This is a genomic window from Candidatus Zixiibacteriota bacterium (assembly GCA_021159005.1).
In the GTDB taxonomy this organism is placed as follows: Bacteria; Zixibacteria; MSB-5A5; order UBA10806; family 4484-95; genus JAGGSN01.
In genome coordinates this window covers 22,711-38,227 of record JAGGSN010000100.1, presented here as the reverse complement: position 1 = coordinate 38,227, position 15,517 = coordinate 22,711, and the positions used below count along the sequence as shown (strand labels likewise).

The following is a 15,517-nucleotide window of genomic DNA, read 5'->3' as shown; positions in this document are numbered from 1 at the left end:
ATGACATCACTATAGCATCCGCCTAAGGCGGACAAAAGGCCGGACAGTAGTGATTTCAATTGTAGAATCCGAATTAATATTTCATAAAATAAAGGGCGTGATGCAAGTTGTATGAAACTGCATACGCCCTTATTTTTTCAGGTATCTTTAATTGATACTAAATTATTTCGGCACGATTTCAATCCGTCGATTTTTATGTCTGCCCTCAGCTGTATCATTTGGCGCAAGAAAGAAATTCTCATCCTCGCCATAACCACGGGCTTCAAGACGGTCTGCTTCTATTCCTTTGGATATCAGGTAATCTCTAATAGCCTCAGCTCGTTTTTGCGATATTTTCAAATTGCTTTTCGCCGAACCGAGAGCATCGGTATAGCCATTAATCTCGATTTTAATACCGCTGTAGATTTGCAAGCGTTCGACAATATCGTCAAGAACGGCTTTTGCTCCTCCATCAGGCTCAACCGAACCGGAAGCATATTTAATATTAAGTATGATTTTTTCGGTTATAGGTTTGGCAAGCGGACAGCCAAACTCATCGGTTCTAACTCCCTCTCTCGTTTCGGGGCATTTATCCAACCCATCCGGAACATCATCGCCATCGGTATCAAGCGCTATGCCGAGTGAATCGACTATCGCTCCGGCAGGAGTATCAAGCTGTTGGTCTTTGAAATCTGGGATGCCGTCCTTATCCTCATCGAGCGGACAGCCATAAATATCAACCGCTACGCCAATAGGAGTATCCGGGCACAAATCGATACCATCGGGCACAATGTCTTGGTCGGAATCGAGCGGGCATCCGATTTCATCCACAAACGCGCCCTTAGGAGTTTCCACGCAATGGTCAATGCCGTCATATATGCCATCGCCATCCGAATCCAACGGGCAGCCAAACTCATCTACAATAGCCCCAAGCGGCGTATCGGGACATTGATCGAATTTATCCTTGATGCCATCCTTATCGGTGTCGCGCGCGCCGCCGAAATAATAAGTTAGGTTAATACCCGGTTCGAGAATCGCTAAGAAAGGCCGAGTATCGGCAGCATCCATTGCAACTCCCTGCAGGCTTGTTGGTATGGCGCCGGTATAACTGTTCGACATATTGCTCAACAGGTATGAAAACCGACCGCCTACATCAAAAGTAAAGCTCTCGCCTACCCAAAAATTAATTCCCGCGCCCACCTTTACATTAAGGTCAGTTGAGGAAAATTCGCCGGTAGAGTCAAGATTTTCATACTTCGCCATATCGATACCAAATCCGCCAAGCAAATAGGGCTGTATATTGCTTTCAGGTATAAAATAAAATTGCCCTGTTAAACTTAGGGGAATCATTTTCAGCTTGGCTGAGGCATTAGCGTCTTTGCATAGCTTAAATGATTGGTCATCGGCAGCGGTAATATCATCATAGGAATACCAGTAGCCGCCCGATAGTCCCAACACGATGTTGTTTGTTAAACCGTATTTCACTTCAAGGTTTGTGCCAAGCCCCATCATAAATGGTTCCATGGAGTTGGCGCCGGTATAGTTATTGCCTTTAATCATTGGCGAAAATAAAGGTCCTCTAAGCCCACCTCCCATTCTGCTTTTCCATTCAACCGCATTTGCCAGCGAGGCTAAAATCAGAATAAATATCAGAGTTGCCGCAACAGATTTTTTCATACTCCCTCCTGTTGTTTTATCAAAATTATTTATTTGCAATCACAATTATAATTGCAATATTATTCTGCCTGTTATTTAAGCCATAAATTAAAATCAGGCAAGCGTTTTCATTAAATTATTCGGGCAATTTCAGCATATCTTGATAAAATGATTCGATTTCATTACGTATAAATATATCATTTAATACTGTTCTATTTCAGGATAATAACCACAAGCTTTTTTATAGTCAAGTTTTGCCATGACATATCCATAATTTAACTTTATCAAATTCAGCTCTGCCTGCGAAAGATTATTCTCTATCTCCAGCAAGTCAATCATTGTAATATCGCCGATTTCTAATCGCATTCTGGCAATAGCCATCGATTTTTGCGCAACCTGTAAAGCCTGAGCGCCGACCTCAATTCTTGATTTGCTGTTTTCCACTATCAACTGCAGGCTGTTGATCTGGTTCGGTATTACGGTTTTCAAGTCTTCTACCATATAACCATACGACTTGATTAAATAATCCTGTTTTGAAATCTCGGCTCTACGGGCAAAGCCATGAAATAAGAGCCAATTCAGTTTAACGCCAAATGAGAAATTGCCCTCAATATTTTCGACATCCGGTTGATAGCCGTTGCGCCAATCATAAGCGCCAAACCCTGTTATAGAGGGGTAATATGCGCTTTTGCTGATTTTCTTGGCAGCCTGCCCCATCTTTATTGCCAGAGATGCCTCAAGGTAATCCTCGCGATTAGCCAATAGATTAGCTCGAACGACAAATTTCGGCAATTCAAGAATGTTTTCTCCGATATCATCTGCAAGTTCGGGCAAATCGCTTTTTGGAACTCCCAACAGCCGCGCTAAATTAAGCTTAGCTGTTTGCAGGTTGTTTGAAATTTCCAGTAGTGATAGTTTATATTTTTCCAGCCTTAACTGTGTTTGCAGAAGATCGAATTCCGATATTAAATCCTGCTTAAACCGGCTATCTACAAGCTGATATATTTGTTCAAATCTATCTTTTTCCGCTTGAATAAGGTTCATGCTTCCTTTAGCATAAACAACAGTAAAATACGCTCTGGCTGTTTTATCAAAAAGGATTTTCTTAGAAAAGCTGTAATTCAATTCGGATCTGTTTGTTTCAAGCTTGGCAAGCTGCACATTCGCTGGCCGGCGTCCAAACGTATAAAGTTCATAGTTTAATCCAAGATTGGCATTGAACGGTGTGTCTGAACCCATCTTAATGGTCTCATTAAAACCGGTTCCGGGCATACCTACACTGATTTCGCTGACATTAGACATATGATAATAACTTCCGGCAAACGTAAGCGCCGGCATATATGATGCCTTTGCCTTTTTGATATTATATTTTGATGACTTGAGATTTGAGCCGGCGGCCATCAAGTTATTATCAACTGAAAAAGCCTTATCAACTGCCTCCCGAAGGCTAAGCTGATTGTTCGGCAATTGTCCGAGAACCGGAACACTTGGCAGCAAACATATTAAGCACAATACCTGAAGCAAAACTTTAAAAGCGAAAAACTTATTCATCTTGCATATCCTGCGAAATATTGACAATTCCCTATACCAAACATCTTAGCTTAATATTAGAGTAAAACACCATTCCCTATCAAGCGATTTCGATAAAGTCTTTTCGGTCTGAGCCTGTTGAAATATAGCCTACCGGAACTTCGGTATTTTTCTCTATGAAATTTATATAATGTTTCGCTTCATCGGGAAGCTGATCAAAATCAGTAATTCCGGCAGTTGGTTTTTTCCAGCCTTTGACTGTATGATACAAAGGTTCGACTTTTTCCATAAAAGAACTATATAGCGGCGGGAAATCATAGAGCTTGCTATTATAATAATACCCTATACAGATTTTAATCTCGTCAAGTCCGTCCAAAACATCAAGCTTGGTAACAATAAGTTTGGAAACTCCCGACATATAAGCGGTTCGCTTAACAAGCGCCAAATCGAGCCAGCCTGTCCGTCGGGACCGGCCGGTTGTAGCTCCGTATTCGCCGCCTTTTTCGCGAAGATTTTCACCGATATCGTTATCAAGCTCGGTGGGGAATGGACCATTGCCGACTCTCGTAGTGTAAGCCTTAACCACACCCAGAACTTCTCCCTGCACTCCGGGCGGCATGCCTGTCCCGGTGAATAAACCGCCGATTGTCGTATTAGAGGATGTTACATATGGATATGTGCCTAAATCAATATCCAAAAGGGAACCCTGGGCACCCTCAAAAAGTATCCGTTTATTCTCTTTAATTGCTTTTCTCAGTTCAAAAGGAGTATCCACAAGCATATCCCTTACTTGCGGGCTATATTTTTTTAGATACTCTAATAGATTGCGGGGAATTTTAAGCGATTTATCATTAACTGCAACCAAATCCAGACTTCTTTTTAGAATGAAATTGGCTATCCTATCTAATAAATGTTTCTCTTCAATAATATCGCTTGCAATTATGCCGATGCGGTTAGCTTTGTCAGAATAAGTTGGTCCGATGCCTTTCATAGTAGTGTTTATCGATGAGGATTTATTTAGGCTTTCAATATATTTTTCAATAGCCTTATGCTGCGGAAGAACCAGATGGGTTGTATGGTCGATAAACAGCCTCTTCTCATATTTTATTCCTTTGGCTTTTATTTCTTCAAGTTCCTTAAACAAATCGAGCAAGTCTACAACCATACCGCCGCCCATATAACATTTTACTTTAGGGTGAAGGATGCCGGAGGGGAGCAGGTGAAGTATGAATTTGTCATTTTCATTCACTACAGTATGACCGGCATTGGCGCCGCCGCCGAAACGGACTACGATATCGACGCCAGCTGCGAAATAATCAACAACTTTTCCCTTACCCTCATCTCCCCATTGCAATCCGAGGATAGTTAAGTTTCTCTTTTTCATTTAATCAACATCTCCATAATTAATTTTCTCACTTCCGTTACGCCCTGACCGTTAGTTGTTGAAAAGAAAATCAATTGGCCTGGATCGCATTGTAAATCCTGCAAGGCTTTTTTATAAACATCGCTTTTAGCCTTACTCTTCAATTTATCAGATTTGGAAAGAATCCACAACATTTTTAAGTCGATTTGATGTTCGCGATAAAGATAATTTACAAAGTTGACCAAAGAAATATCTATCTCCATTATTCCCCGCCGGCTGTCTATTATATGCACTATCCCTTTGAGATTATTTGACTTACTGAGATACGCCTCGATTAATTCACCCCATGAATCGCGTTCTTTTTTAGATACATGAGCATAGCCGAAACCAGGCAGGTCGACAAAATAATATTTTCTATCGATTTCAAAATAGTTCAAAGCCTTTGTCTTACCGGGGGTTTTTGAAACCTGAGCAAGTTTTTTACGGTTTAAGATTTTATTAATCAAGCTCGACTTGCCAACATTCGACCGGCCTGCAAAAGCAATCTCAGGATAACCCGTTTTGGGAATATCGGACAAGTTATAATATGAAGCTGTGTAATCAGCGTTTTTAAACTGCATGGGGAACGGCTTCCGTAAGGCTAAAGATAATTAATACTTATCTATGCCCTCTTTTTTTTCTGCTTATAAACGTACTTGGGCTTACTGCCGGTAATAATTGAATCCTTAGTAACGATACATTTTTGCAAATCTAATAACGATGGCGCCTCGTACATTACTTCCATCATGGCTGATTCGACTATAGACCGAAGAGCGCGCGCGCCGGTGTCATGTTTTTGCGTCTGTTCGATTATCGCATCTAAAGCTTCGTCCTCAAAAACCAGTTCAATATCCTCGAGCTTGAAGTAATACTTGTATTGTTTAACCAAAGCGTTTTTAGGCTTGGTTAATATCATCTTAAGCGCTTTTTTATCAAGTTCGCTAAGGGAACACACTACCGGCAGTCGGCCGATTATTTCGGGGATTAATCCATATTCCAGCAGGTCTTTGTCTTTAATATCCTCTAGCAATTTGCCTATTCTATTGCCGACAGCTTTATTTTCCGCCTTAAATCCGACAACTTTCCGGCCGAGCCTTCTGGCGATAATTTTTTCAAGACCATCAAATGCGCCGCCGCAGATAAAAAGAATATTTTTAGTATCTATTTTAATTAAATCCTGTTCGGGGTGTTTTCTTCCGCCTTTTGGCGGCACCGCGGCGATAGTTCCTTCGAGAATTTTCAAAAGCCCCTGCTGAACACCTTCGCCGGAGACATCACGTGTAATAGAGGGATTGGCGCTGCGTCGGGCGATTTTGTCGATTTCATCGATATAGACAACCCCCCTCTGAGCCGCCTCGACATTATAATTGGCAGACTGAAGAAGCCTAACTAATATATTTTCCACATCCTCGCCAACATAACCAGCCTCGGTTAATACAGTGGCATCGGCAATAGTAAACGGCACTTTAAGCATCTTGGCTAATGTCTGCGCTAATAGAGTTTTACCGGTTCCGGTTGGTCCAGCCAGCAGAATATTGGCTTTTTCAAGCTCGATACCATCCTCGGGTGAACTTGGATTCAGCATTCTTTTATAATGATTATAAACAGCAACGGCTAAAGTTCGCTTGGCTTTTTCCTGACCGATGACATAATCATCAAGGAACTCTTTAATTTCTTTTGGCGTAGGAACATCGATTCTCTCCCCAGTCCAGGTTTTTTGATTGAGGAGATCATAACAAACATGCACGCAATCCGAGCAGATTGAGGCATTTGGCGCATTGATAAGTTCCATACCGGAATTTACCGCTCGGCCGCAGAAACTGCACCGTTCTTTAAGCGGTCGTTTTTTTGAAGAGCTATTACTTTTTTTATTCATTTATTACTTCTACTACTTTAGTTTATTTGGGTCTGCGTTCAAATACCTCATCAACAAGCCCGTAAGCCTTGGCCTCTTCAGCAGACATAAAGTTGTCTCTATCGGTATCCCTTACAATAGATTCAAAATCCTGTCCAGTATGTTTGGCAAGGATTTCATTAAGCTGTTTTTTAGTATCAACTATCTCTTTGGCATGAATTTCAATATCCGATGCTTGTCCTTTAAAACCGCCCCATGGCTGATGTATCATAATTCGGGAGTTTCTCAAGGCAGCTCTTTTACCGTGTTCGCCGGCGCATAGCAAAAGAGCTCCCATGGATGCCGCCATCCCAACGCAGGTAGTATTAACATCGGCTTTGATAAACTGCATAGTGTCATAAATAGCTAAGCCGGCAGTTACCGAACCGCCCGGCGTGTTAACATACAGGAAAATATCTTTCTCCGGATCTTCCGCATCAAGAAACAACAACTGGGCAACAATAAGATTAGCGATATTATCATCAATAGGGGTACCGACAAATACGATACGGTCTTTTAACAACCGCGAATAAATATCATAGGCGCGTTCGCCTCGGCCCGTTTGTTCGACTACCATCGGAATTAAAGTCTGCATTTTTGGCTCAGTCATACTCTCTCCTTGCTATATTCTGCTATGCAGTAATGTTTGAGTTATCCTTAATAAAATCAAGAACTTTTTTCTCAAGTAATGAATCATCGATATCGTCAAATTTTCCCGCTCTTCCCAAAGTTTCGCGGGCAACTTTTTCAGACATGTTGTATGCCTTGGCGAACTGTTCTATCCATTCGGTTCTATCACTTTCAGTAACTTTAATTGACTCTTTCTCGGCAATTTCAAGGTATATAAATTGCCAGCGATAGAAATCCTCACCCATCGGCCGACAACTCTGCCTTAATTCTAATTCATCGACATCTTTGTTCTTTTTCTTAAAATCTTCAGTTACAGATTCTACATATTTTTCAACAAGCGATTCAGGTACTTCAAACTTATTGTTTTCAACGGTATATTTAATAATACTGCTTTTTAACGAAATGTCAGCATCATCATCGGCTTTTTTGATTAGGCTTTCTTTAATTGTTTTCTTAAGCTCCTCGACAGTATCTACTTGGAGGTAATTTTTAGCAAATTCGTCATCAAGCGGCGGCAATTTTTTTTCCTTGACCTCCTTAACTATGGCCATATACCGCACTTCATTGCCTGCCATTTGCTTATCGGAATAATCATCAGGGTAATTCACCTCTATCTCTTTCATTTCACCGATACCCATACCCAGCAAGCCATCTTTAAACTCTTTCAAAACCGAATCGCCGCTTAAATCAATTTCGACATTTTCCAGTTTATCTTTTTCGACTTTGCCAAGCTTGTCATGTTTTTTTATAAGGTCAACAATTACCATATCTTCATTGTGGCATTTGCGTTCGACCGGAATAAATTCGGCATATCTATCCTGAAGCTGTTTTAACGTTTCCTCAATATCGGTATCAGTGACTTCCCTAACTTTCCTTTCAAATGAATGTCCGGTATATTCTTTCAGGTTGATTTCCGGTTTAATTTCAATTTGAACCTTAAATGAAATCGGCTGACTATCATCGGATTTAACTTCGGATATTATCGGTTGGCTGATAGGGTTTAAATTTTCCTGAGCAATAGCCTCATTATATGCCTTAGGCAATAAAGATTCGAGAGCATCCGCCTTGATATTATCCGAAAACCTTTTTTCAATTATTTCTTTTGGCGCTTTGCCCGGTCGAAAGCCAGGGATTTTAGCTTCAGAGCGATATTGAAGAAGCTGTTTCTGAAATTCAGTCTCAAAATCTTCTCTTGGAACCTCAATTTCGAGAATTTTTTTACAATTAGGTTCGCTTTTAACGGTAATTTTCAATAATCCTCCTTTTTGAGGAAATCAAACCCAGACTGTTTTATTCAGCATAAGGTTATTTGTATTTTCAGTCAATTCATATTATCCTATTACTAATCAATTGCCTGCAAATTCAATTTAAACAGGCATAAACACCTGCGGCAATCTTCAAATTGAACAAGTAATTTATTGTATTTAAAGGAATAGTCAATAGTTAAGGTAATAAAACTTCCTAAAAAAACAGCTTAAATTTATCAAACAGGTTATTCCGACCGATACAGGTTTTCTCGGACTATCTCAATTGAGAGATTCAGCTCACCCGCAAGCACAAAGGCGGCTGTATAGGCAGCATATTCCCGCGAATTGCTAATTCCCATAAACTGCATCATCTCCCTGCCTAATGGCGGTACCGCTCCCTCCGATGAAGAAAATGTTCCCGCTTCAACATTGGGCAATTCAATCCCGTAAACTATATTGTCATTTTCCCTGAAACAGAATATTTTCTGGGTTGAGGAAACCAACGGCGCATGGGGATTAATTTTAGCGGCTTTGTAGATGCCGGCAATAATTTCGCCGCCCATACCGGTATGACCGAACCAACCGAGCTTTTCGGTCCCCTTGCTATCCATGTTAATAAAATCAATAAATTTATCCGCCGACTTACCGATGATTTTCTCGATTTCTGATGCCGGTATAGATGTTTTTGCCATACTATAACGGCCGCGTTTGTTTCTCGGTGATGGCTTTAAATCGCCATCATAGCCCTGGGTAATACCGCTTAAATCATAGTGAATATTTTCCGCTTTCAGTTTTTCGTCGAGCAGTTTTTTGGCCAGTCCGACAGCTTTGCTTATGGCGCCATGCCCTCGAAAGTGTTTGAAATCAGCAGTGAAATCTATGAAAAGATACGGTTTCCCCATATTCTCTACCGGCAATATCTCAACAAAAGAAACCTCAGCTCCCCATCTCTTTAGCAGTTGATTCATCTGACTGCGAATAGCAGGAAGAAAAGATTCAACTGTTTTCATTGCCTTTCGACGCGTTATTTCATCTATGAAAATATATCCCAGATTACGGCAGGCTCGAGTTGATTCGGTAATCACAACCTTTGCGCCGCCATAACGGTTGATTAAAAACGCTCCTCTATTTACGCCAATCGGCCCCAATCCGGTACCATACTGCAATATCCCTATAAATTCTTTTTCGATATCGCCCGTAACTTTTATAGCGCCGCAAAATGAATAGTAATCATCAACTCCGCCGATATAATTTGCCGTTAATTGATGCTGTTTCTGAGGTTCCAAAAGCGTCAGCGATTGACCACATAATGAGCAAGTCTTGTTTTCATCATAGGCGGCAAGCTGGTAATTAATATCGCAATTATCGCAGTGATAATTAAGCAGATATGGCTTTTCCGGCAGAGGCAGATATTTAAATTTCATGCTCGTTTTCTGTTCAAGGAATTTTCTGCGAGCAATGGCGGCTTGGCAGTAATTATCAGGCGGCAATAAATTATATTTTTCTGATAAATATGATTCTACTTTCCAGGGAGGAATTCCTCCTGAATACAGGATTAAGGCAGCCTCATCAGTTATTCTGTTTTTTTGATTCATTTAGACTCCGTTATTAATTAAATCATCATTAGCAATTATAACTTCACGGCAATAACAAGTCAATAATTGATGATTGGGAGTTTTTCATGAATATTTTTAGGGATTAATTTTACTTGACTTTAATTGTATTGCTTAATATTTTACGAACTTGGTGGTGAATTATGAACTTAATTGGCGATAAATTTGTAAAGGGTTACTTTAAGGTAATAGAACCTATCATTGAGGGGTTTGTTAAGTCTGGCATCCATCCCAATACGATTACCTGGGCTGGTTTGTTTTTTACAATATTTGCAGCTAATTTTTTCAGACTTGGCTCATTCTTTATCGGGGGTATCTTTTTGGTTATTGCCGGCACTTGCGATGTGCTTGATGGCCAAATTGCCAGAAGGAACGATCAAAAAAGCAAATTTGGGGCTTTTTTCGATTCAGCTATCGACCGTTATAGCGATATAGTAATTTTTCTTGGCATTGCGATTTATTTCGACCAACTGTATATCTATGTGCTTATTGTTCTGGCTCTTACGGGTTCGCTTCTAACGTCCTATATGCGCGCCAGAGCCGGCGCCTTAAAAATAGATTGCAAAGTCGGTTTTATGCAAAGACCCGAACGTATTACATATGTTGCCGGTGCGGCAATTTTTGATGGGCTATTAGGGTGGTTGTTTAAAACTATATTCGGAGTGGAACATTTGCTGATAATCATTGTATTATGGTTTGTGGCTATTGTATCTCATATAACAGTCTTGCAAAGAATTATCCATGTAAAGAAAAAAATGGAATCTTTAGATAATGAATAATTAACATAATGGAGTAATTATGGGAAAAGTTAGAGTTGGAATAATAGGAGCAGGTAATTGTTGCTCATCCTTCGTTCAGGGTGTTGAGTTCTATAAAAATGCCAAAGATGATGAATTTGTGCCCGGTTTAATGCATGTTAATTTAGGCGGTTATCATATCTCCGACATTGAGTTTTCTGCCGCCATTGATATCGATAAAAATAAAGTTGGCAAAGACCTGTCTGAGGCGATTTTTACCAAGCCTAATAATACTTATAAATTCAGCGATGTGCCCAATCTCGGCGTGAAAGTCGAACGAGGTATGACCCATGACGGCTTAGGCAAATATCTGTCTGAGATAATTGAAAAAGCACCCGGACCAACCGCCGACATCGTTAAGATATTAAAAGATACCGGAACGGATGTAGTTGTCAGCTATTTACCTGTTGGCTCGGAAGAGGCAACAAAGTGGTATGTCGAGCAAATACTTGATGCTGGCTGTGGTTTTGTTAATTGTATACCGGTTTTTATTGCCCGCGAGCAATACTGGCAGGAAAGATTTAAAAAACGCGGTTTGCCGATGATTGGCGATGATATTAAATCGCAGGTCGGAGCTACAATCATTCATCGTATTTTGACCCGTCTGTTCCGCGAACGCGGCGTTCGTTTGGAAAGAACCAGTCAGCTTAATGTTGGCGGCAATACAGACTTCTTAAACATGCTCGAAAGAAGCCGGCTTGAATCGAAAAAGATTTCAAAAACCAACGCTGTTACCTCACAACTTGATTATGATATTGGAAAAAATAATGTCCATATAGGCCCCTCTGATTATGTCGCCTGGCTGACCGACCGCAAATGGGCGCATATCCGCCTTGAGGGAACAACTTTTGGCAATGTGCCGTTAAATGCCGAACTCAAGCTTGAGGTCTGGGATTCACCTAATTCCGCCGGCGTTGTTATTGATGCGGTCAGATGCTGCAAGCTGGGGCTTGACCATAATCTGTCCGGCACAATGTACGGACCGGCGTCATACTTTATGAAATCGCCGCCGGAACAGTACACCGATGCCAAAGCTCTTGAAAAAACCGAGGAATTTATAGCCAAATATGCTGTTGCTGCCGATACTGATGAAAAAGAAAAGAAAGTGAAAGTATTAAAAGAAATTCCGGACAGTAAAAGCAGAGTCAAGGATATACTGAAAACCAAGACAGAATAGAAAAAACTCGGTATTAACCAGTATAAGGTTGTAGAGAAATTATACTGATAATTCATTTTATAAATTAACCGGAGCCGCCGGGCTATATAAATATCCCGGCCTTGGGTTCTTATGGCAAATCAGGTGCTAAACATTGCTCATCGGGGAGCATCAGAATATTTACCAGACAATACGTTAGAGTCATTCGACAGAGCCTTAGCTGAAAATGCCGATATGATTGAACTTGATGTTCGCAAAACTATCGATGGTAAACTGGTTTTATTTCATGATTGGACTGTTAACATTCCATCAGCCGGCTCTCCCGACACAAATATCCCCAAATTAGTTTCACATGCCAGTTCCACCAAACTTCAAGAGTCTTGCCAGAGAAACGGCTACAGGTTAGCTATGCTTGATGAAACGCTTGAGCATTTTGGCGGGCGATTGGATATTAATATCGAGCTAAAAGCGGGCGGATACGAAAAAGACGTAGTCGATTTGGTAAACGAGTTTGGTCTTGTCGATAGCGTAATAATTTCATCATTTTTCCCTTGGATTATAAAAAAAATCAAAAACTATGACAATAGATTCAAAGCCGGCTGGATTATCGGACAGGAACAAGTTATTCTTCTCAACAGGCTGGCGCGGCCTATAGTTTCATTGTTGTTTGATAAAATCGAAGCCGACTCGGCTCATTTTCATTATGAAATTATAACTCCGGCTGTTATTAAACACTTTCATCTAAGACAAATCCCTATTTTTGCCTGGACTGTTAACAATGAACATATTTTTAGCTATCTTATAGATATGGGAGTTGATGGAATTATCACCGACCGGCCGGGGGTTCTCCATTCGATTCTTCAAAAAGAAACGAATAATATGGTCAATCAACTAACCGGTTCCAAGCTTATAGCATCATTTAAAAAAGCGTGATACAATATTAGAATATTAAAGAGTTTGTTGATTATAAAAGATTGCAGATACTATCAATGAAAATGCGCCAAAGTTATGTAATATTGTCTATTTATAATCCCGATTTTGTCAAAATAATCTTAGCACAACCGATATAAAATATAATGGAAAATAAATTAAGGAAAGTATTTCTCTTTCTTCCGGCTGTAGTTATTGTTGGAACCATCGGATTTAAGATTATCGAAGGCTGGGATTTAATTGATTCACTGTATATGACCATCATAACGATGGCTACAATCGGTTTTCATGAGGTTCATCCGCTTTCATATTGGGGCAAACTATTTACGATATTTTTTGTGATATTTGGCGTTTTCCCTTCCTGGGGATTTATCGTTAGTTTTTTATTCAATACAATTTTAGATGGGCACCTTCAAAAGATATTAGGGAGCAGGAAAATGATAAAAAAGATAGGCAAACTTAAAGGTCATTACATAGTATGCGGTTTCGGACGGGTTGGCAGCGCTGTTTGCGGCGAGCTGGCTCAGAATAATATTCCGTTCGTAGTAATCGAACGTGCAGCTGAAATGATTGAGTTGGTAGAAAAAAATAATTATTTTTATATTAAAGGCAGCAGCTCTGATGATGAGAACCTTAAAATTGCGGGAATTGAAAGGGCAACAGCTTTAATCAATACTGTTGCCGAGGAGGCTGATGCGGTCTATATAACTCTATCAGCCCGGCAGTTAAACCCTGATTTATTTATAATATCACGGGCTGATAACGATAGTGTTTACAACAAATTATTAAGAGCCGGCGCCACCAAAGTTATTTCTCCGCATATTGCCGCTGGCGTTCGTATGGCTCAGGCGGCTATAAAACCTGCCGTTGTCGATTTCATGACAGTAGCCTCCGGCGGCGCTGATGAAGGTATGAGAATCGAGGAAATCGCCGTTAAAAGCGGTTCTAAATTAGAGGGTACTATCCTGAAGGATTCAGGTATCAGGTCGGAATTGGGAATAACGGTTATTGCCGCTAAGAAGAAGGGGGTAGAAATGTATAACAATCCGCCGCCCGATTTTTATATCGAGGCGGGCGATACTCTGATACTTGTTGGAACCTCCGAGCAATTAGAACAACTTGTATCATTCTGCAGTGCCTGAAAGTGAAACTAAAGAATAACTGGCTGCCATTAATTCCTGCGGTTTTCGCTGTTTCATGGGCAGCAATATTAATAAGAGCCTGTGATGCTCCTGCCACAATTATAGCATTTTACAGGATGATTTTCGCCGCAGTAATGCTTCTGCCATTTGTCCTGACTGTCTATCGCCGCAATTTCAGAGAGTTTACCAAATATTCTTTGCTGATTACATCTCTTGCCGGAGTGCTTCTCGGCTGGCATTTCTTTTTCTGGATAGAATCATTAAATCATACGTCAATAGCCTCCTCGGTGGTTTTGGTTACAACACAACCGGTATATGTAGCCATTTTAGCCAGTTTAATTCTTAAGGAAAAGACAGGGCTTAAAGGTATAATTTCCATTATACTCGCTATAATTGGCACTATTTTAATCGCAGGATTTGACTTCAGCCTTGAAAAAGAGTATTTATGGGGCGATATGCTGGCATTAGCCGGAGCGGTCATGGCTGGCTGCTACCTGTTTATCGGTAGAATTGTCCGCCCGAGATTAAGCACTATGCCGTATATCTTTACAGCTTACTCTATGGCAGCATTAACATTGGGGATAATAGTGATGGTTAAGGGCGAATTCGGGGCATCATATCAGTCATCAAATTATTGGTATTTTTTCCTGCTTGCCGCCGGCCCGACATTGGTTGGGCATACATTATATAATTATACTTTAAGGCATGTTAAGGCCCATAAAGTCGGTTTATCAATTGTAGGCGAGCCGATACTCGCCTCGATTTGGGCTATTTTTATATTTAGCGAATATCCGACTATTGGCGCTATAATTGGCGGTGTGATAATTATTTTTTCACTGGTGTTGGTTTTTTCTGAGAGAGGACAATGATGTTTATTACTTTTGAGGGAATAGACTTTTCCGGCAAAAGCACTCAGTGTCGGCTGTTGGGAAAGTTTTTAAAAGATAAGGGGTATAATACCCTTCTTTTACGCGAACCTGGCGGGACAGAGATATCGGAGAAAATACGCAAACTGCTTTTGGATAAAGGTTCAGACGGCATGTTTCCGCTAACTGAGTTTTTACTGTATAATGCTGCGAGAGCGCAGGTTGTGGAGGAGGTTATCAAACCGGCGCATGATTCGGGCAAAACAGTTATCTGTGATCGGTTTTATGATTCATCCACTGCCTATCAAGGGTATGGCAGAGGTCTGCCAATTAAGGATGTAGAATTCGTAAATAATTTTTCGACTGGCGGACTCGAACCCGATTTGACAATTATAGTAGATATTTCAGTTGCCGAATCATTGAGACGGCTTAAGTTGACCGGCAAACAAACCGACCGGATAGAGTCTGAAGGAACCGAGTTTTTTGAAACAGTCAGGCAGGGATATTTGCAGATTGCAACAAGAAATAGCAGCCTTTTAACACATAAAAAGCACAGATTTAAAGTCGTAAATGGCGAGGACGATATTAATACTGTTAAGCGGAAAATTCAAGAAATTGTAATCAGTGAATTTGAAAATACGTAGCGTCTTAGATTAAAATACCCGCTTAATAACT

At 40.6% G+C, this 15,517-nt stretch carries 14 protein-coding genes; 6 read left to right on the top strand and 8 right to left on the bottom strand.

The features are described 5' to 3' along the window. Window positions 1–162 precede the first annotated feature (162 nt). The 8 genes from J7K40_06615 to J7K40_06580 form a co-directional block, all read right to left on the bottom strand. Window positions 163–1,656, bottom strand: a complete 1,494-nt coding sequence (locus J7K40_06615; GenBank protein ID MCD6162068.1) for an OmpA family protein — start codon at window positions 1,654–1,656, stop codon at window positions 163–165. Between the two features lie 180 nt (window positions 1,657–1,836). Continuing rightward, a complete protein-coding gene (locus tag J7K40_06610) occupies window positions 1,837–3,186 on the bottom strand; it encodes a TolC family protein (GenBank protein ID MCD6162067.1) in 1,350 nt (449 codons plus the stop codon). A 79-nt stretch (window positions 3,187–3,265) separates the two neighbouring features. Then, window positions 3,266–4,549 (bottom strand): adenylosuccinate synthase, encoded by a 1,284-nt coding sequence (locus J7K40_06605; protein MCD6162066.1) that lies wholly within the window; start codon window positions 4,547–4,549, stop codon window positions 3,266–3,268. After that, on the bottom strand, window positions 4,546–5,148 hold the full coding sequence (locus J7K40_06600) for a YihA family ribosome biogenesis GTP-binding protein (protein MCD6162065.1): 603 nt from the start codon (window positions 5,146–5,148) through the stop codon (window positions 4,546–4,548). The genes J7K40_06605 and J7K40_06600 overlap by 4 nt, the downstream gene beginning before the upstream one ends. A 41-nt stretch (window positions 5,149–5,189) precedes the next feature. Further along, the gene (clpX, locus tag J7K40_06595) at window positions 5,190–6,443 is read right to left on the bottom strand and encodes an ATP-dependent Clp protease ATP-binding subunit ClpX (GenBank protein MCD6162064.1); all 1,254 of its coding nucleotides are present in this window, start codon (window positions 6,441–6,443) and stop codon (window positions 5,190–5,192) included. 22 nt (window positions 6,444–6,465) lie between these two features. After that, on the bottom strand, window positions 6,466–7,071 hold the full coding sequence (gene clpP, locus J7K40_06590; protein MCD6162063.1) for an ATP-dependent Clp endopeptidase proteolytic subunit ClpP: 606 nt from the start codon (window positions 7,069–7,071) through the stop codon (window positions 6,466–6,468). A 22-nt stretch (window positions 7,072–7,093) separates the two neighbouring features. Beyond that, window positions 7,094–8,344 carry a trigger factor gene (gene tig / locus J7K40_06585; protein ID MCD6162062.1) on the bottom strand — a complete coding sequence of 417 codons (1,251 nt, stop codon included), beginning with the start codon at window positions 8,342–8,344 and terminating at the stop codon, window positions 7,094–7,096. A 239-nt stretch (window positions 8,345–8,583) separates the two neighbouring features. Next, a complete protein-coding gene (locus tag J7K40_06580; GenBank protein MCD6162061.1) occupies window positions 8,584–9,933 on the bottom strand; it encodes a hypothetical protein in 1,350 nt (449 codons plus the stop codon). Between the two features lie 161 nt (window positions 9,934–10,094). On the opposite strand from J7K40_06580, the gene J7K40_06575 reads away from it, so the two are divergent. From J7K40_06575 to tmk, 6 genes are all read left to right on the top strand, one after another. Further along, complete coding sequence (locus tag J7K40_06575; GenBank protein MCD6162060.1) at window positions 10,095–10,730, top strand: CDP-alcohol phosphatidyltransferase family protein; 636 nt, start codon at window positions 10,095–10,097, stop codon at window positions 10,728–10,730. A 19-nt stretch (window positions 10,731–10,749) separates the two neighbouring features. Then, on the top strand, window positions 10,750–11,925 hold the full coding sequence (locus J7K40_06570) for an inositol-3-phosphate synthase (protein ID MCD6162059.1): 1,176 nt from the start codon (window positions 10,750–10,752) through the stop codon (window positions 11,923–11,925). 111 nt (window positions 11,926–12,036) lie between these two features. Beyond that, window positions 12,037–12,837, top strand: coding sequence for a glycerophosphodiester phosphodiesterase (locus J7K40_06565; GenBank protein ID MCD6162058.1), 801 nt, complete (start codon window positions 12,037–12,039; stop codon window positions 12,835–12,837). A 143-nt stretch (window positions 12,838–12,980) separates the two neighbouring features. Beyond that, window positions 12,981–13,976, top strand: a complete 996-nt coding sequence (locus J7K40_06560; GenBank protein ID MCD6162057.1) for a potassium channel protein — start codon at window positions 12,981–12,983, stop codon at window positions 13,974–13,976. Between the two features lie 2 nt (window positions 13,977–13,978). Continuing rightward, on the top strand, window positions 13,979–14,845 hold the full coding sequence (locus tag J7K40_06555; GenBank protein ID MCD6162056.1) for a DMT family transporter: 867 nt from the start codon (window positions 13,979–13,981) through the stop codon (window positions 14,843–14,845). Continuing rightward, window positions 14,845–15,486 (top strand): dTMP kinase, encoded by a 642-nt coding sequence (tmk, locus tag J7K40_06550; protein ID MCD6162055.1) that lies wholly within the window; start codon window positions 14,845–14,847, stop codon window positions 15,484–15,486. Before J7K40_06555 ends, tmk begins: the two co-directional genes overlap by 1 nt. The last annotated feature ends 31 nt before the right edge of the window (window positions 15,487–15,517 follow it).

Excerpts from the sequence above, each read along its gene's own strand:
- J7K40_06615 (MCD6162068.1), bottom strand. The coding sequence starts at position 1,656 with ATGAAAAAATCTGTTGCGGCAACTCTGATATTTATTCTGATTTTAGCC.
- J7K40_06610 (MCD6162067.1), bottom strand. The coding sequence starts at position 3,186 with ATGAATAAGTTTTTCGCTTTTAAAGTTTTGCTTCAGGTATTGTGCTTA.
- J7K40_06605 (MCD6162066.1), bottom strand. The coding sequence starts at position 4,549 with ATGAAAAAGAGAAACTTAACTATCCTCGGATTGCAATGGGGAGATGAG.
- J7K40_06600 (MCD6162065.1), bottom strand. The coding sequence starts at position 5,148 with ATGCAGTTTAAAAACGCTGATTACACAGCTTCATATTATAACTTGTCC.
- clpX (MCD6162064.1), bottom strand. The coding sequence starts at position 6,443 with ATGAATAAAAAAAGTAATAGCTCTTCAAAAAAACGACCGCTTAAAGAA.
- clpP (MCD6162063.1), bottom strand. The coding sequence starts at position 7,071 with ATGACTGAGCCAAAAATGCAGACTTTAATTCCGATGGTAGTCGAACAA.
- J7K40_06580 (MCD6162061.1), bottom strand. The coding sequence starts at position 9,933 with ATGAATCAAAAAAACAGAATAACTGATGAGGCTGCCTTAATCCTGTAT.
- J7K40_06575 (MCD6162060.1), top strand. The coding sequence starts at position 10,095 with ATGAACTTAATTGGCGATAAATTTGTAAAGGGTTACTTTAAGGTAATA.
- J7K40_06570 (MCD6162059.1), top strand. The coding sequence starts at position 10,750 with ATGGGAAAAGTTAGAGTTGGAATAATAGGAGCAGGTAATTGTTGCTCA.
- J7K40_06565 (MCD6162058.1), top strand. The coding sequence starts at position 12,037 with ATGGCAAATCAGGTGCTAAACATTGCTCATCGGGGAGCATCAGAATAT.
- J7K40_06560 (MCD6162057.1), top strand. The coding sequence starts at position 12,981 with ATGGAAAATAAATTAAGGAAAGTATTTCTCTTTCTTCCGGCTGTAGTT.
- tmk (MCD6162055.1), top strand. The coding sequence starts at position 14,845 with ATGTTTATTACTTTTGAGGGAATAGACTTTTCCGGCAAAAGCACTCAG.